The organism is Geobacter sp. PheSNFMC (assembly GCF_059620965.1).
On sequence record NZ_JCAMRN010000003.1, the window covers coordinates 39809 to 56145 of the forward strand.

The following is a 16337-nucleotide window of genomic DNA, read 5'->3' on the forward strand; positions in this document are numbered from 1 at the left end:
GCAAGGGATTATGGGGATTTGACCATGAACGACAAAGGCCCGACGCGCGCGCCGGGCCTTTGTCGTTCACTCATGGACAAATACTATTTTTTTGCAGACAGTGCCTTCTCAAAGCCCAACTGGAACGCTTTTCTGTTCAGCTCGACAAAGGCCTCGGGAACACGCGAGAGAACAGCCTTCTCGGCCGCTTCCTTGGACACGACGCCGGTCAGGGCAACCATGGCGCCCAGAGCAACGATATTGGCAACGATTTCACGACCGACATCGTTCTTTGCAGTATTGATGATATTGAACGCAGTCGTTTGATAGTTGCCCGGCGGCAGCTTGGTGACGAGGTCGGAATCTATCAGAAGAACCCCACCTTCCTTAAGGTCGGCGGAGTACTTGTCACATGCCTCCTGGGTAAGAGCCAGCAGAGCATCGCACTTCGTAGCCTTCGGATAGTCGACCGGACCATCCGAGATGATGACTTCAGACTTGGAAGCGCCTCCCCGTGCCTCAGGGCCATAGCTCTGGGACTGGACAGCCTGCTTGCCGTCGTAGATGGAGGCCGCCTCGGCCATGATCACCCCGGCAAGAATGAGCCCTTGGCCGCCGGCACCGGAAAACCTGATTTCATATCTTCCAGACATGTATCTATCTCCTTTTATGCTCGGTTTACTTGGCACCGCCCTGGGCGCGCTCGATGACTTTCCGATACTCTTCGCAGTACTCGGGTTTGTCTTCCTTGTACAGAACGCCCGTGAGAACCTTGCCCTGAAGCTGCTCGGGCGTCATCTTCTCAGCGGCCTTGACCGGTACGGCAACTTCCTTGAGGTGGTTCATCATCTCGACAACCGACCGGTACTTGTTCCGACGGCCGAAGCAGGTGGGGCAGTCGTCGAGGATTTCAACGACCGACATCCCCTTGTGCTGTACGGCTTCGACAATCAGCTTGTCGATTTGGTTGGCGTGGAACGCGGTACCGCGGGCCACGAAGGTTGCACCGGCACCGATGGCAAGCTTGGCGATGTCGAAAGACGGGTCGGGGTTGCCGTAGGGGGTGGTGGAAGCTTTCGCCATGTGCGGAGTGGCCGGCGAGAACTGCCCGCCGGTCATGCCGTAAATTTTGTTGTTCATCAGAATATACGTCATGTCAATGTTACGACGGCAGGCATGGATGAAGTGGTTGCCGCCGATGGCAACGCCGTCGCCGTCGCCGCCAACGCAGAAGACGGTCATTTCCGGCTTGGACATCTTTACGCCGGTGGCAAATGCCGCAGCACGGCCATGGGCGGTGTGGAGGGTGCAGCAATCCATGTAGCCGGGAAGACGGGAAGCGCAACCGATACCGGAAACGATCGCCGTATTGTTCTTATCGAGACCGAGTGTATCCATGGCCCTGATGAGGCCCTTCATGACGATGCCGTGACCACAGCCGGGACACCAGATGTGAGGCAGTTTCCCCGGACGGATGTATTTCTCATAATTGAAAGCCATTATTACTTGACCTCCTTAATCTTGCTGAGGATTTCGCCGGGATTGACCGGTTCGCCATCCACATGGTAGATGCCGAGGACAGGAGCGTTGCCTTCGATGCACCCCTTGACGACGCCATTGCACATGCCAAGGCTCATCTCGGGAGTAATGAAGGCCTTTACCTTTTTGGAAAGTTCGAGCAACCGCTCCTCGGGGAACGGCCAGAAGGTCTTGAGGCGGAAAAGACCTGCCTTGATGCCTTCCTTACGTGCCTCGTTCACGGCGAAACGTGCGGACCGGGAGGTTGAGCCGAAGGCGACGACGATCACGTCTGCGTCATCACACATGAACTCTTCCCACTCCATGATTTCGTTCTTGTTTGCTTCAACCTTGCGCACCTGGCGCTCTTCCTCGGCCTGAACGATAGAAGCCTTGGTGGTGGGGAAACCATCAGCCATCTTGTTGAGACCGGTCACGTGGAAGCGATAGTCGGACCCAAACGCAGCCAGGGGAGGAACATCGCCGAACTGGGTATCGTAGGGCTTGTACTGCTCGGGCGGCACGGTCGGGGCAGCGCGGTCAATCACCTCCAGTTCGCCCGGCTCGGGGAACTCAATACGCTCGCGCATGTGACCAACGATCTCATCGGGCATGACGAAAACGGGTACGCGGTATTTTTCGGCAAGGTTGAATGCCTTGACGGTCATTTCAAAGCACTCCTGAACCGAAGCGGGCATGAGCGCGATGGTGGCATGGTCTCCGTGTGTTCCCCATTTGGCACACATGATGTCCGACTGGGAAGGACCGGTAGGCATACCGGTGGAGGGACCGCCACGCATAACGTCAATGATGACGCAGGGTACTTCGGTAATGCATGCATAACCGATGTTCTCCTGCTTGAGGGAGAGACCGGGACCCGAAGTTGCAGTGAGTACCTTGACACCGGTCAGGGAGGCGCCGATCACGGCGGCCATGGCTCCGATTTCGTCTTCCATCTGAATGAACTTGCCACCCACTTTAGGAAGTTCTGCCGACATCACCTCGGCGACCTCGGTCGACGGAGTGATCGGGTAACCACCGAAGAATTTGCACCCAGCGTATATGGCGCCATGCGCGGCCGCTTCGTTACCCTGTAGAAATGCTACTTTTTTTGCCACGTCACTTACCTCCTCGAGAATAGTTAAGGGGTCACCTTAATGGCGAAATCGGGACACCGCAGTTCGCACTGCATGCACTTGATGCAAGCTTCAAGGTTCTTTACCGCCACGACGAACCCTTTCATCTCCAGTACCTTTGTGGGGCAAAATTCAACACAGATGTGACACCCCTTGCAGTACTTCTCAATGATCTCAATCGTTGGAAGCTGTTTTTCCATCTAGATACGCTCCTTTACTGAAGTGGGGCCGTTACCGGCACAAAATTCATACGTATATAACATACACCGTATACGACTTCAACTCTTCATATCTATCTTGCTACGGGGAATCGGCCTGAATGCACAAACATCTCCCCATAAGGCAAAAGAAGGGCACAGGGCCCTTCTTTGCCTTGCTGCATCAATGGGTGCCAAGCCTTACTTGAGACTGTCGACGAGGCTCTTGACCGCTGCGACAGACTTGTCCATCATCGCCTGCTCTTCGGCATCGAGAGAGAACTCGATGATCTTCTCGATACCCTTCTCACCGAGCACACAGGGGACGCCAACATAGTAGCCATTGACGCCGAACTCGCCCTGGAGGTAGGCGCAGGTCGGGAGAACCCGCTTCTGGTCCTTGAGGATCGACTCGGCCATGGCAATGGCGCTGGATGCGGGGCTGTAGAAGGCGGAGCCGGTCTTGAGGAGGGCAACGACTTCGCCGCCTGCCAGACGCGTGCGGTTAACCATGGCGTCCATAACTTCCTTGGCCTTCTCCTTGCTGCCATACTTGCGCTCAAGGAGTTCCATGACCGGGATGCCGTTGACACTGGCGTAGCGAACCAGCGGCACCATGTCGTCCCCGTGGCCGCCGAGAGTCATGGCGGTGACGTCCTTTACGGACACGCCCAGTTCCCAGGCGATGAAGGTGGCAAAGCGGGCGGAGTCGAGTACTCCGGCCTGACCGATAACGCGGCTGTAGGGGAAACCGGTAACCTTCTGGCAGAGGGTAACCATGGCGTCCAGAGGGTTGGAGATTACGATCACGAAGGCATTGGGTGCGTACTGCTTGATCCCTTCGGCAACCGACGTCATGATCTTGGAGTTGACTTCGATGAGGTCGTCGCGGCTCATGCCGGGCTTACGGGGAAGGCCCGCTGTCACGATGACAACATCGGCTCCGGCAATGTCTTCGTAGCTGTTGGTACCCTTCAGGCAGACGTCGAAACCGTCAACAGGAGAAGCTTCGGCGATATCCAGGCATTTCCCCTGGGGAAGGCCTTCAACGATATCGAACAGGACGACGTCGCCAAGTTCACGGAGAGCGCAGAGCTGAGCAAGCACACCACCGATCTGGCCACCACCAATGAGAGCAATCTTCTTACGTGCCATACTGATCTTCCTCCTTTAGCAGGTATTGTGTACTTCCTACGTCACTAGATAGCGTCGATAATCGCATTGAGGGTGGCACTCGGACGCATAGCCCTGGCCACCTTCGCTGCATCCGGGTGATAGTAGCCGCCCATATCGACCGGCTTGCCCTGGGCGCCGATCAGTTCCTCGTTGATCTTGGTCTCGTTCTCCTGGAGCTGCTTCGCAATGGGAGCGAATTTAGCCTGGAGTTCCGCATCCTTGGTCTGAGCAGCCAAAGCCTCCGCCCAGTACATGGCGAGATAGAAGTGGCTGCCGCGGTTGTCGATCTGACCGACCTTGCGGGCAGGCGACTTGTTGTTGTCAAGGAACTTGGCGATGGCCTGATCAAGGGTTTCGGCCAGCACGAGGGACTTGTCGTTCTTGAAGGTGGCGCCGATATGCTCGAGGGAGGCAGTAAGGGCCGAGAATTCACCAAGAGAATCCCACCGCAGGTACCCTTCCTTGACGAACTGCTGAACGTGCTTCGGAGCCGAGCCCCCCGCGCCGGTTTCGAACAGACCGCCGCCCGCCAGCAGAGGCACGATGGAAAGCATTTTGGCACTGGTGCCGAGTTCAAGAATGGGGAAGAGGTCGGTCAGGTAGTCCCGAAGAACGTTACCGGTAACGGAAATGGTGTCCAGACCCTTGCGGATGCGCTCCAGCGAATAACGCATGGCTTCAACCGGCGGCAGGATCTTGATCTCAAGTCCGGCCGTGTCGTGATTCTTGAGATACTTCTCAACCTTCGCAATGACCTGTGCATCGTGAGCCCGGTTTTTGTCCAGCCAGAAAACGGCATGTGCACCGGTGGCGCGGGCGCGGTTCACGGCCAGCTTGACCCAGTCCTGAATCGGGATATCTTTCACACGGGACATCCGCCAGATGTCACCCTCTTCCACCTGGTGCTCCATCAGCAGCGTGCCGTCGGCAGTGACTACGCGGACCGTTCCGTCGGCGGGAATTTCAAAGGTGGTGGGGTGTGACCCGTACTCTTCCGCCTTCTGGGCCATAAGGCCGACGTTGGGCACCGAACCCATGGTGGCGGGATTGAAGGCGCCATGCTTCTGGCAGTCTTCGACAATTTCACGATACATCGTGGCGTAGCAACGGTCCGGAATCATGGCCTTGGTATCATGCAGTTGGCCGTCGGGGCCCCACATCTTGCCGCCGTCGCGCACCACGACCGGCATGGACGCATCGACAATAATGTCGTTAGGCACATGCAGGTTGGTAATACCTTTGTCGGAGTCAACCATCGCCAGTTTCGGACGCTTGCCGTACACAGCGGCGATATCGGCTTCGATCTCGGCCCGCTTGGCCTCCGGCAGGGACTCGATTTTCTTGTAAAGATCACCAAGACCCATATTGGGATTGACACCCAGTTGCTTGAAGGTGTCTGCGTGCTTCTCGAACACGTCCTTGTAGAACACGGAGACAGCGTGACCGAACATGATGGGGTCGGACACCTTCATCATGGTGGCCTTCAGGTGCAGGGAGAGCAGCAGGTCCTTATTCTTGGCGTCTTCAATCTGCTCGGCGTAAAACTGACGCAGAGCCTTTTTGCTCATGAAAGTGCCATCAAGGATTTCACCCTTGGAGGCGGTCAGCTTTTCCTTGAACGCGGTCACCTTCCCATTCTTGTCGACAAACTCGATCTTGAAATCACCGCCGTTTTCCACGGTCACAGATTTTTCATTGCCATAGAAATCGCCGTCGGTCATGTGAGCCACATGGGCCGTGGAATCGGAACTCCAAGGGGACAGCTTGTGCGGATTTTTCTTGGAGAAATTCTTGACCGAAAGCGGGGCGCGCCGATCGGAGTTACCTTCACGCAGAACGGGGTTGACGGCGCTGCCCAACACCTTGGCGTAGCGCTCCTTGATCTCCTTTTCCGCATCGTTCTTGGGATCTTCCGGATAATCAGGAACATTGTACCCTTGATCCTGCAACTCCTTGATGGCCTCTTTAAGCTGGGGAACGGAGGCACTGATATTGGGAAGTTTGATAATGTTCGCTTCCGGGCTCTGGGTAAGATCACCCAATTGCGTCAGGTAATCGGGAATTTTTTGCGCGTCGGTCAGACTTTCCGGGAAGTTGGCAATGATTCTGCCTGCAAGAGAGATGTCCCTGGTTTCAACCTCTACACCCGTTCCCTTGGTGAATGCCTGAACAATCGGGAGCAATGAGTACGTTGCCAGTGCGGGCGCTTCATCAATTTCAGTCCAGATAATCTTGTGCGTTGCCATGTTCTCTCCTTGGTTTTTTTACTAACATCGCCTGAGGCCTAATGACAAACCATCCACAGATTTCCACCATGGCCAATTCAGCCGCCACAGCCTTACATCCATACGCAGCGATCTACAGCCCTGCCAGCTCAACCAGCCTACATGAAGCAAACCTAACTTACTCCAAAATCAGTTTGTATACAGTATACAAAGCGTTAGTTGCTGTCAAGAAAAAATCCTTTTTAGGATGCGCCGGAAAAGCCCCCGGACTAGATGCAAAAAAGCCGGGAAAATCCCGGCTTTCTGTCTCTTCGCATGTGATCAGGGTGTTGGCCGCTCCTGCGCGTAACGCCTCGCTTCCGCCAAGTCGTCACGCGAAATATTTCGAGGGATTCTAAGGACTTGGCCCGGCCATATCCTGCCGGGGTCACGGATCTGATCACGGTTGGCACGGTACAAGAGAGGCCAGAGAGCTGCATCGCCGTAAACGTCAGGTTGTGCGGCAATCTGAGGAAGGCTTTCTCCACGCTTTACCGTATGGTGCAGCGGCAATGACCTTGCCTCTTTTTCCTTTTCCTTGTCGCGGACAGGCTGAGGTGTCTTTTCGGTCCGCTTTTTCTCTTCCCGTTCCTTCTCGGCAATCTCCCGTTTCAGCACTTCAAGTGCCTTTTGGCGCTCGTGAGCAAGCCGCTCATTCTCACTCTGCACCTGCATCTCCCGTTCCCGTTCACGCTCACGGGCGATACTCCGCTCCACGACCTCGCTTTTGCGAATGGCCAGCAGATAATAGCTGTCGGCCATCTCATGCTCACCACTCTGCATGAGCGCGTCTCCCGCCTCAATGGCCTGCTGGAGACTAGCCAATTCCGGAGCTGCATACTTCTCCGCCCCCATCATCCTTACCGCAGAAAATCTGGTGAGTGCGTCAACCCGGTGGACCGGCAGACGAGAGGCACACCCCGCAAGAACTGCAATGGTCACTAGTGCGGCGATACCGGCACGGACCTTCATAGGAAATCCCCGATCACTGCTTGACCGTCACCTTGATGGCCAACTCCCTGAGCTGCTTCGAATCAACCGGCGACGGTGCGTCAGACATGAGACAAGCCCCCTTCTGCGTTTTGGGGAACGCAATAACGTCGCGGATGGAGTCGCTGCCGGTAAGGAGCATGATGAGACGGTCCATGCCGAACGCTATGCCTCCGTGCGGAGGTGTGCCGAATTCAAGGGCATCCAGAAGGAAGCCGAATTTAGCGCGGGCCTCTTCCTCGGACAGGCCGAGCATCCTGAACATCAGCGACTGGATGTGCTGCTGATGGATCCTGATACTGCCGCCGCCGATCTCGTTGCCGTTGAGAACCAGGTCGTAGGCCTTGGCACGGCAGGCTCCAGGATCTGACTCGACCTTGTCGAGATCCTCGTCCATGGGAGCGGTGAAGGGGTGATGAACAGCGGCCCAGCGCTTCTCCTCCTCGTCCCACTCCAGCAGCGGGAAGTCGGTAATCCAGACAAACTTGAAGGTATTCTTGTCAACGAGACCGAGAATCTGGGCCAGTTGATTGCGAAGCTTGCCCAGCGAATCATTGACGACCTTCGGCTTGTCGGCCACAAAGAGGAGCAGATCCCCCTCCTCGGCACCGAAAGCCGCGTTCATGTCGGCAATTTCCTGAGCGGTAAAGAACTTGGCAATGGGAGAATGCCACTCTCCCCCTTCAATTTTGACATAGGCGAGTCCCTTGGCCCCGTAAATCTTGACGAATTCGGTGAGATCGTCGATCTCCTTGCGGGAGAAGCGTGCGCATCCCTTGGCGTTGAGCCCCTTGATGATGCCCCCGCCAGCGGCCACATCGGCGAACACCTTGAAGCCGGAACCCTTGACGATGTCGGTCAGCTCCACCAATTCAAGGCCGAAACGGACATCGGGGTTATCAACTCCGTAGCGGCGGATCGCCTCGGCATAGGTCATGCGCGGGATCGGAAGCTGGACGTCAACCCCCTTGGCCTCCATGAAAATCCGAGCGATCAAGCCCTCCATCACGGCAATGACATCATCGCGGTCAACAAAGGAAAGCTCACAGTCGATCTGCGTAAACTCAGGCTGACGATCGGCCCGCAGGTCTTCGTCCCGGAAGCAGCGCACGACCTGGAAGTAGCGATCAAAACCAGAAATCATGAGAATCTGCTTGAAGATCTGGGGCGATTGGGGGAGAGCGTAAAAGTTGCCTTGATTGATCCGGGACGGCACGAGGAAGTCCCTGGCACCTTCGGGGGTCGACTTGGTGAGGAATGGTGTTTCAATCTCCAGAAAACCGTTTTCGGTCAGATACTGACGGGTAACCTGGCTGACCCGGGAACGAAGGATCAGGTTTTGCTGAAGTGGAGTACGGCGCAGATCGAGATAGCGATGCTTGAGGCGCAGGTTCTCGGCCACATCGACATAATCATCCAGCGTAAAGGGAAGGGCCTTGGAACGGTTCAGCACCTTGCATTCCGTGACGAGAACCTCCACTTCGCCCGTTTTCATGTTCGGATTGACGGTTCCCTCGGGGCGCGGAATGACCTCGCCCTTGACGGCCACGACATACTCGTTGCGGACGGTCTCGGCCTCCCGATGGGCCTCCGGCGCCCGGGCGGGATCGAAAACAACCTGGGCAAGCCCTTCCCGGTCGCGAAGATCGACAAAAATGAGTCCGCCGTGGTCACGACGGCGCATCACCCAGCCCATGAGCGTCACCTGTTTGCCCACATCGGCTTTGGTCAGGGTTCCACAGAGGTGAGATCGTTTCCAGTCGCCAAGCATATCGGTCATCGGTAAAAACCTCCTGTCTCGTCACTTGAAAAACCGGACAAGTATACTGAAAGCGCGAATCTTCTTCAAGGAATAATAGACTGCGGACACACGAGGAAAAGCTCATTGAAATGCACGACAAAACGCAAAAAGGGGTTGGCCTTTCGGCCAACCCCTTCTGTTTTTTGGTGGAGCTGATCAGGATCGAACTGACGACCTCTTGAATGCCATTCAAGCGCTCTCCCAGCTGAGCTACAGCCCCGTTCAAAAGAGACCTGACTTATACCAAACAGGCCACGGGGTGTCAACATATTTTTTTATCGCCCGGGCAGAGGGCATTTCCCCTTGACGCTCCACCGACCTTGCATCTATAATCCGGACACTTTTGCCGGAGTGGTGAAACTGGTAGACGCAGCGGATTCAAAATCCGCCGGGGGCAACCCCATGTCGGTTCGATTCCGACCTCCGGCACCAGCTACAATAGGGGCTTCCCGATGGGGAGCCCTTTTTTTATCCACAACCTTATCCACAGCCGAATTGACACAATTTAACACAAACCCTTTTCCCGTTCAGGCACGCACACACAGCGTCAGGACTGGCGCTGTCTCACCACTTCGAAGAGGACTACCCCTCCTGCCACTGAGGCATTGAGCGAGCTGACCCCTCCTTTCAGGGGAATGGCCACGAGAAAATCGCATTTCTTCCGCACAAGGGGCCTGACCCCCTCTCCTTCACCGCCGATTACGATGACGACATTGCCGGTCAAGTCATGGCTGTAGAGTGACGAGGCCGCACTGTCGGCAGTGCCGAATGCCCAGAGCCCTTCTTCTTTGAGAGTTTCCAGCGCCTGGACGACATTCGTCACCTGGGCCACCGGAATCGTCTCTGTTGCGCCGGCAGAAATCTTTTCAACCGAAGCGGTTACGCCGGCTGCCCGGTCCTTGGGGATAATGACGCCATGGGCTCCGGCACAGGCGGCGCTTCGGATGAGCGCGCCCAGATTGTGCGGGTCCTGAATGCCATCCAGCACAAGGATGAGTCCCGGCTCCCCAGAGGATCGCCATGAGGCGATAATGTCTTCCAGAGCGGCGTACGCAAACCCTTCGACCCGCAGGGCAACACCCTGATGGTGGTCTGTACCGCAGAGACGGGCAAGGTCGCGCTTGTCGCGCGTTCGGACCGGCACCCCCCTTTCAGCGGCAAACGCGAGCAGTTTCTCCGTGCGCCGGTCGTGGGTCTCCCGGGAAACGAAAAGTTCGAAGGCCCTCCGCGATCCGCGCAGGGCCTCCATCACACTGTTGATTCCGTACAGAATTTCTTCTTTCACGCTGTGGTTCCTTTTTCCCTCAGCCGGCCATGATCTCGTCGAGAATCATTTCGGCTGCGCCGGCCGGGTCAGGGGCGTCGCCGATGGGGCGGCCGATAACGAGGTAATCACCCCCTGCCCTGACCGCTTCGGCGGGAGTCATGACCCGCTTCTGGTCGTTGAGGGCGGCAAAAGCCGGGCGTACCCCCGGCGTGACGATGAGGAAATCAGGACCGCACGCCTCGCGGATGAGAGGGATCTCCCGCGGCGAAGCGACCACGCCGTCGATGCCGGCCTTTCTGGCCAGGGTGGCGAGCCGCACGACCATCTCCTCCACCGGCGATTCGATCCCCACCTGACGCAGGGTCTCTTCGGTCGAAGAGGTGAGGATGGTAACGGCCAGCACCTTCGCTCTCTCACCACCCTTGAATTCCTTGTCCAGCGCCTCCACCGTGCGGGCCATCATCTCGTACCCACCCAGGGCATGGAGATTGAAGAGCTTTACTCCCAGGCGGGCTGCCTCAAGTGAGGCCATGGCAACGGTGTTGGGAATGTCGTGGAACTTGAGGTCCAGAAAGACCTCTCCGCCGAACTTCTGGATCATCCGGACCGTGGCAGGCCCACAGGCGGTAAAAAGCTGTTTGCCGACCTTGAACATGCCCACCCGGTCGGACAGGGTTTCGGCCCAGTACTGGACATGGGCGAATTCGTTGGAATCGAGGGCGAAGATGACCTTCTCCCGCGCTTGATCTCTTGTCATGACTGGTGATATCTCCTTGAACGGTTACCGGCCGAGGGCTTCGGCCACGATGCTCCGAATCTTCTCCACCGCGTCAGCCAGCGGAAGCAACTCCACTTCGCCGGTCCTGCGGGTCTTGAGCTCCACCTTGCCGTCGGCCAAATTCTTGGAGCCGACCACCAGGCGCAAAGGTATGCCGATGAGATCGGCGTCCTTGAACTTGATGCCGGGACGCTCGTCGCGGTCGTCGAAGAGCACCTCCACCCCTGCGGCGCCCAGGTCGCGATAGAGCGATTCGCAGGCGGCCATGACCTCGGCGTCCTTGGTGTTGACCGCCGAGACGATGCAGTGGAACGGGGCAATGGGAATGGGGAAAATGATGCCGTCGGCATCATGGTTCTGCTCGATGCAGGCGGCCACGGTCCGGCTGATGCCGATGCCGTAGCATCCCATGAAGATGGTCTGCTCCTTGCCGTCGGCGTCCAGGTAGGTGGCGCGCAGGGCCTCAGAATACTTGGTGCCCAGCTTGAAGACGTGCCCCACTTCGATGCCTCGCCACAGTTCGAGGTGCCCCGCCTCGCAACGGGGGCACGGGTCGCCGTGGACCACGTTGCGGATGTCGGCATACTGGGTCGGGGTAACGTCACGGCCGATGGTGACGTTTTTCAGGTGCAGATCGCCGGCATTGGCTCCGGTAACGAAGTTCTTCATCCCCTGGACGGCCAGATCGGCAACGATTTTGATGTTCAGCCCCACCGGGCCGGCAAAGCCCACGGGAGCGCCGGTCACCCTGGTCACCATTTCCTCGTTGGCCATTTCCAGAGTCTCGCACCCCAGCAGGTGTTTGAGCTTGATCTCGTTCAGGTCGTGATCGCCGCGCACGAGAGCGGCCACGGGCGTGCCGTCTGCCACCACCAGCAGCGTCTTCACCAGGGCGGACGAGGGTATGCCGAGGAAGGCGGTCACCTCTTCGACGCTCCGCTTGGCCGGTGTCTCCACCTTTTCCAGAGGGCGCGGCTCGGCATGCTCGGCAGGGGCGGGACGGGCCTCGGCCTTTTCCACGTTGGCGGCATACTCGCATTGGGTGCACGAGACAATGGCATCCTCGCCCGAATCGGCGAGTACCATGAATTCGTGGGACGACGAGCCGCCGATGGAGCCGGTATCTGCCTCCACTGCCCTGAATCTGAGGCCACAGCGCTGGAAAATCCGGCGATAGGCCTGGTACATCTTGTCATAGGAAAGATCCGAAGCGGAGCTGTCGACGTCGAAGGAATAGGCGTCCTTCATGATGAACTCGCGCCCGCGCATGAGGCCGAACCGGGGGCGGATCTCGTCCCGGAACTTGGTCTGGATCTGGTAGAGGTTGAAGGGCATCTGCCGGTAGCTTTTGACCTCGCGGCGGACAATGTCGGTGACCACTTCCTCATGGGTGGGTCCGAGGCAGAATTCCGCGTCCTTGCGGTCCTTGAAGCGGAGAAGTTCCTTGCCATACTGTTCCCACCGGGTGGATTCCTGCCAGAGCTCGGCCGGCTGTACGCTCGGCATCAGCAGCTCGATGGCGCCGGCGCGGTCCATCTCCTCGCGCACGATCGTTTCCACTTTGCGAATGGAACGCAGCCCCAGCGGCAGATAATTGTAAATGCCCGCAGCCAGCTTACGGATCATGCCGGCACGGAGCATGAGCTGGTGGGAGACCACCTCGGCGTCGGACGGGGTCTCCTTGAGGGTGGGGATGAAGCAGTTGGTGTAACGCATCGACTAACCTCGAAAATTAGTGTTTTTCAGCGATAATCTTTTCGACTTCCGCAATCAGTGCATCGGCCATGTCGGCCTCCGGCACCTTGCGGACGATTTCCCCGTTGCGGAACAGGAGCCCCTCGCCCCGTCCGCCGGCTACCCCCACATCGGCCTCGCGGGCCTCGCCGGGTCCGTTCACGACGCATCCCATGACCGCTACGGTGAGGTGTGCGTCGATGCCGGCGAGACGCTTCTCAACCTCTTCGGCCACCCCGATGAGGTTGATCTGGCAGCGGCCGCAGGTGGGGCAGGAAACGAGATTGATCCCCTTTTGCCTCAGATTGAGCGCCTTGAGGATCTCGAAACCGACCCGCACCTCGTCCACCGGATCGCCGGTCAGGGATACCCGCATGGTGTCGCCGATGCCGTCGGCGAGCAGGATACCGAGCCCCACGGCTGACTTGATGGTCCCGGAGAACATAGTGCCCGCCTCGGTAATGCCGATGTGGAGCGGGTAGTCGACCCGCTGGGCCAGGAGCCGGTAAGCCGCCACGGTCTTGGGTACATCCGATGCCTTGAGGGAGATCTTGATCTGATCGTAGCCGAGTTCTTCGAGGATGCGCACGTGGCCGAGGGCCGACTCGACCATGGCCTCGGCGGTCGGGTGGCCGTATTTCTGGAGAAGCTCCTTTTCCAGGGAACCGGCGTTGACGCCGATGCGGATGGGTACCAGCCGTTCCCGGGCCGCTGCCACCACCTCTTCCACCTTCCACCGTTCACCGATATTGCCGGGATTGAGGCGCAGGCCGTCAATTCCCCCCTCCAGCACCTTCAGGGCGAGTTTGTAGTCGAAGTGGATGTCGGCAATGACTGGGATGGGGCTTTGGCGCTTGATGGCGCCCAGGGCCTCGGCGGCTGCCATGTCGGGGACGGCGCAGCGGACGATTTCACAGCCCGCAGCCGCCAGGGCGTCGATCTGGGCCAAGGTGGCGGCCGCATCCCGCGTATCGGTGTTGCACATGGATTGCACCGCGCAGGGGGCATCGCCGCCCACCGGTACGTTCCCCACCCGGATCTGTCTCGTCTTGGCTTTCATAACGGGGCATAGTAGCCGGACAGTCGGCGAAAAGTCAAGAAATCGTGCCCCGTCCGGAGGTCCGAACGGGGCATGTCCAACCGGCTGATCAGAAAGAATAGGCGAAGCGGGTTCCGACGGAGTAGTACTCGAAACCGGAGGTGGCGCCGAGGGCGTAGTTGCCGAGCTCTCCGTTCACCTCACCCGTGAGGCGCTTGGTGAAGCGGTAGCCGAGGGTGCCGCTGAAGCCGCCGAAGATATCGTCGGTGTGATCGCCGTAGCGGTCGAAGGACTGGAACCCGCCGTAGGGCTCCGCATAGAGGAAGATGCGGTCGAGTTGCCAGTCGACAGAGACGAAGAGTTGGTGAGATATGAAGTCGTTCGGATCAAAATAGCCGCCAAAGCTCTGGCGGTCGAAAGTGAGGTATCGGAAGCGATAGCCGGTCCGCACCGTGGGGTCGCCGGCGTAAAGGGTATAGGACGGAGCGATAAGCAGGTCATGGGCGCTGTTGTCGTCGGAGTAGTCGCGCCAGGAGTAACCGCCGAACAGGGTAACGCGCTGGGTGATGCGCTGGCTGGCGCTGATGCCGGCGGAGAGGTATCTGATCCGGTTCTCCACCAGGGATGCGGTGTCGGTGAGAACATCCCTGCGCAGGGAAAGACTTACACCGCCCCGCGCCACATCGGCATCGGCGTTGAGGCGCCAGGTCAGGTTCATGTCGGATGAGCCGCCGTCCAAACGGGCCACGCCGATACCGGCGCCGACACCGTAGCGGCCGGCCAGGCGCAGATAGCCGCCCGCATCGAGGATGTCGGCATAGGTGTCGCCGATGGTATCGTTTACCGTGAAGTGGCGGTAGGAGCCGGAAAGGCTCCAGTCACCCTGGCGATAGGTGTAGGCAACGCCGAAACGGTCCGCCTTGTTGTCGTCCGAATCGCCATAGCGGGTGTAGGACGCCTCGACCGTATTGGCGGTGGTGTTTTCGATTTCCTCCCGGAGCCTCTTAAGGTCCCGCTCCTGGTAGGGAAAGCGGGGTTTGAGGATGGCGGCATTGGCGGCCGCCTCCTGTTTGTTGCCGGTCTGGAGTTGGGCAAAGGCAAGGCCCAGGCGGGCATCGAAGTCGTCACTCCCCGCCAGAATCTGTTGATAGAGCGGCAGGGCCTGGCTGCTGTTGCCCTGCCAACGGAGGGCGTTGGCCTTGACCAGGAGCGCATCCCGGTCTCCGGGCCGGGCGGCCAGGACACGGTCGGCCTCGGTGATGGCATCGGGCTGGTCGCCGCGCCAGGATAGGGTTCGGGCCAGGTGGGTCCGGGCTGCGGTGTTGTCCGGCTCGTCGGCAACCACGGCGCGCAGCGCGAAGATCGCATCGTCGAGCCGGTTGGCCCAGGAGACGGCCACTGCCATCCTGATCCGCTCCGTCACGGGGATACCGCGGTCGAGCGCCAGGGCCGCGACGTACTCATCGGCTGCTTCGGCGTACTGATCCTTTTCCGCATAGAGATCGCCCAACTCCTTGTGGAGCAGCGCCTTTTCCCGGGCCGCTGAGGTCTGGCCCATGGCGACGCGGTAGGCCGTCACCGCCTCGTCCACCTTTCCGCCGCGGAACAGGTCGGCCGGCGCCGTGGCCAGTGCCGTGCAGGGCATCGCCACGAGCATGACAGCCGGGATGATCCTCTTCATCATTCTTCACTCCCCCCTGAGATAGTTACTGAACGAAACCAGGTCGAGCCGATTGTCGACATTGAGCCGCGGGATCGCCGCCGGATCGGTGCCGCCGTCCACATACCCCTCGTTGGAGGTGAGAATGTGCACAAATCCTGCCTGCCGGGCAATGTGAATCCGCTCGGCCGTATAAATGCCGTAGGGCCAGGCAAGGATCGTGGCCCGCCGGCCCATCTCGCGCGCCACGGTCTGCTGGAAAAGTTCCAGGTCTGCTGCCAGCTCGCTGGCCGAGGCACGCCGCAGTCGCTCGATGGCATGGAGGTGATGGGCATGGCACCCCACCTCCACACCCCGTGCCGCAAGATAACGGTACTCGTCCCAACTCAGCATGGGCCGGCGTCCATCCCGCTCCAGCCAGGTCCCCACATGACTGCCGATGACCGAGATGGCGGCCGAGAAGCCATACTGAAGCAGAAGCGGATGGACATAGTCCAGGAACGAGGCATAGCCGTCGTCAAACGTGATAACCACCATTCTGTCGGCAGTTGCTCCCCGTGCGGCCAGGGCTTCCCCCACTGTCACGGCCCGGTAGCCGGCTGCATGGAGCCATTCCATGTGAGCGGCAAAGAGCGCTGGAGAAATGGTGAAGGGGTCGCGAAAATGGTTGGAGACATCATGGTACATGAGCACCGGCACCACCGTCTCCTTCCGGGCCGACACCGGCAGTGGCACGGCCATGGCGGCCAGCGCCGCGCCCCCGATGATCAGAAATTGCCTGCGGCTGACGTTCACGGC

The 16337-nt window shown here is 58.9% G+C and carries 14 protein-coding genes and 2 tRNA genes; 1 reads left to right on the forward strand and 15 read right to left on the reverse strand.

Annotation, left to right across the window (positions count from 1 at the left end):
- Positions 1 to 83: 83 nt before the first annotated feature.
- The 9 genes from AC6CDK_RS01160 to AC6CDK_RS01200 form a co-directional block, all read right to left on the reverse strand.
- A complete protein-coding gene (locus AC6CDK_RS01160) occupies positions 84 to 632 on the reverse strand; it encodes a 2-oxoacid:acceptor oxidoreductase family protein (RefSeq protein ID WP_039645204.1) in 549 nt (182 codons plus the stop codon).
- 25 nt (positions 633 to 657) lie between these two features.
- Entirely contained in the window at positions 658 to 1479 is an 822-nt protein-coding gene (locus AC6CDK_RS01165; RefSeq protein WP_039645206.1) for a 2-oxoacid:ferredoxin oxidoreductase subunit beta, read from the reverse strand.
- Positions 1480 to 1481: 2 nt separating this feature from the next.
- Positions 1482 to 2615: a 2-oxoacid:acceptor oxidoreductase subunit alpha gene (locus AC6CDK_RS01170; protein WP_039645208.1), complete on the reverse strand. Its 1134-nt coding sequence runs from the start codon at positions 2613 to 2615 to the stop codon at positions 1482 to 1484.
- Between the two features lie 23 nt (positions 2616 to 2638).
- A complete protein-coding gene (locus AC6CDK_RS01175; protein WP_010942113.1) occupies positions 2639 to 2833 on the reverse strand; it encodes a 4Fe-4S binding protein in 195 nt (64 codons plus the stop codon).
- A 198-nt stretch (positions 2834 to 3031) separates the two neighbouring features.
- Positions 3032 to 3985 carry a malate dehydrogenase gene (mdh, locus tag AC6CDK_RS01180; RefSeq protein WP_039645209.1) on the reverse strand — a complete coding sequence of 318 codons (954 nt, stop codon included), beginning with the start codon at positions 3983 to 3985 and terminating at the stop codon, positions 3032 to 3034.
- A 44-nt stretch (positions 3986 to 4029) separates the two neighbouring features.
- The gene (locus AC6CDK_RS01185) at positions 4030 to 6252 is read right to left on the reverse strand and encodes an NADP-dependent isocitrate dehydrogenase (protein WP_192905305.1); all 2223 of its coding nucleotides are present in this window, start codon (positions 6250 to 6252) and stop codon (positions 4030 to 4032) included.
- A 300-nt stretch (positions 6253 to 6552) separates the two neighbouring features.
- Positions 6553 to 7242 (reverse strand): DUF4398 domain-containing protein, encoded by a 690-nt coding sequence (locus AC6CDK_RS01190; RefSeq protein ID WP_192905306.1) that lies wholly within the window; start codon positions 7240 to 7242, stop codon positions 6553 to 6555.
- A gap of 13 nt (positions 7243 to 7255) precedes the next feature.
- The gene (gene aspS / locus AC6CDK_RS01195) at positions 7256 to 9040 is read right to left on the reverse strand and encodes an aspartate--tRNA ligase (RefSeq protein ID WP_192905307.1); all 1785 of its coding nucleotides are present in this window, start codon (positions 9038 to 9040) and stop codon (positions 7256 to 7258) included.
- Between the two features lie 165 nt (positions 9041 to 9205).
- Positions 9206 to 9281 (reverse strand) — tRNA-Ala (locus AC6CDK_RS01200).
- 125 nt (positions 9282 to 9406) lie between these two features.
- Here AC6CDK_RS01200 and AC6CDK_RS01205 point away from each other — a divergent pair.
- A tRNA-Leu gene (locus AC6CDK_RS01205) sits at positions 9407 to 9493 on the forward strand.
- Between the two features lie 115 nt (positions 9494 to 9608).
- Here the strand turns inward: AC6CDK_RS01205 and rlmB are convergent.
- The 6 genes from rlmB to AC6CDK_RS01235 form a co-directional block, all read right to left on the reverse strand.
- The gene (rlmB, locus tag AC6CDK_RS01210; RefSeq protein ID WP_192905308.1) at positions 9609 to 10346 is read right to left on the reverse strand and encodes a 23S rRNA (guanosine(2251)-2'-O)-methyltransferase RlmB; all 738 of its coding nucleotides are present in this window, start codon (positions 10344 to 10346) and stop codon (positions 9609 to 9611) included.
- A 19-nt stretch (positions 10347 to 10365) separates the two neighbouring features.
- The gene (gene pyrF, locus AC6CDK_RS01215; RefSeq protein ID WP_066357534.1) at positions 10366 to 11085 is read right to left on the reverse strand and encodes an orotidine-5'-phosphate decarboxylase; all 720 of its coding nucleotides are present in this window, start codon (positions 11083 to 11085) and stop codon (positions 10366 to 10368) included.
- A 24-nt stretch (positions 11086 to 11109) separates the two neighbouring features.
- Positions 11110 to 12822, reverse strand: coding sequence for a proline--tRNA ligase (locus tag AC6CDK_RS01220; protein WP_066357536.1), 1713 nt, complete (start codon positions 12820 to 12822; stop codon positions 11110 to 11112).
- Between the two features lie 16 nt (positions 12823 to 12838).
- A complete protein-coding gene (ispG, locus tag AC6CDK_RS01225; RefSeq protein WP_039645223.1) occupies positions 12839 to 13900 on the reverse strand; it encodes a flavodoxin-dependent (E)-4-hydroxy-3-methylbut-2-enyl-diphosphate synthase in 1062 nt (353 codons plus the stop codon).
- A gap of 88 nt (positions 13901 to 13988) precedes the next feature.
- Positions 13989 to 15563, reverse strand: a complete 1575-nt coding sequence (locus AC6CDK_RS01230; RefSeq protein WP_066357538.1) for a tetratricopeptide repeat protein — start codon at positions 15561 to 15563, stop codon at positions 13989 to 13991.
- Positions 15564 to 15566: 3 nt separating this feature from the next.
- A complete protein-coding gene (locus tag AC6CDK_RS01235; protein WP_039645227.1) occupies positions 15567 to 16334 on the reverse strand; it encodes a polysaccharide deacetylase family protein in 768 nt (255 codons plus the stop codon).
- Positions 16335 to 16337 lie beyond the last annotated feature (3 nt).

Bases quoted from the DNA above. Each gene is read 5' to 3' on its own strand.
- AC6CDK_RS01160 (WP_039645204.1), bottom strand. From the start codon at position 632: ATGTCTGGAAGATATGAAATCAGGTTTTCCGGTGCCGGCGGCCAAGGG.
- AC6CDK_RS01165 (WP_039645206.1), bottom strand. From the start codon at position 1,479: ATGGCTTTCAATTATGAGAAATACATCCGTCCGGGGAAACTGCCTCAC.
- AC6CDK_RS01175 (WP_010942113.1), bottom strand. From the start codon at position 2,833: ATGGAAAAACAGCTTCCAACGATTGAGATCATTGAGAAGTACTGCAAG.
- mdh (WP_039645209.1), bottom strand. From the start codon at position 3,985: ATGGCACGTAAGAAGATTGCTCTCATTGGTGGTGGCCAGATCGGTGGT.
- AC6CDK_RS01185 (WP_192905305.1), bottom strand. From the start codon at position 6,252: ATGGCAACGCACAAGATTATCTGGACTGAAATTGATGAAGCGCCCGCA.
- AC6CDK_RS01190 (WP_192905306.1), bottom strand. From the start codon at position 7,242: ATGAAGGTCCGTGCCGGTATCGCCGCACTAGTGACCATTGCAGTTCTT.
- aspS (WP_192905307.1), bottom strand. From the start codon at position 9,040: ATGACCGATATGCTTGGCGACTGGAAACGATCTCACCTCTGTGGAACC.
- pyrF (WP_066357534.1), bottom strand. From the start codon at position 11,085: ATGACAAGAGATCAAGCGCGGGAGAAGGTCATCTTCGCCCTCGATTCC.
- AC6CDK_RS01220 (WP_066357536.1), bottom strand. From the start codon at position 12,822: ATGCGTTACACCAACTGCTTCATCCCCACCCTCAAGGAGACCCCGTCC.
- ispG (WP_039645223.1), bottom strand. From the start codon at position 13,900: ATGAAAGCCAAGACGAGACAGATCCGGGTGGGGAACGTACCGGTGGGC.
- AC6CDK_RS01230 (WP_066357538.1), bottom strand. From the start codon at position 15,563: ATGATGAAGAGGATCATCCCGGCTGTCATGCTCGTGGCGATGCCCTGC.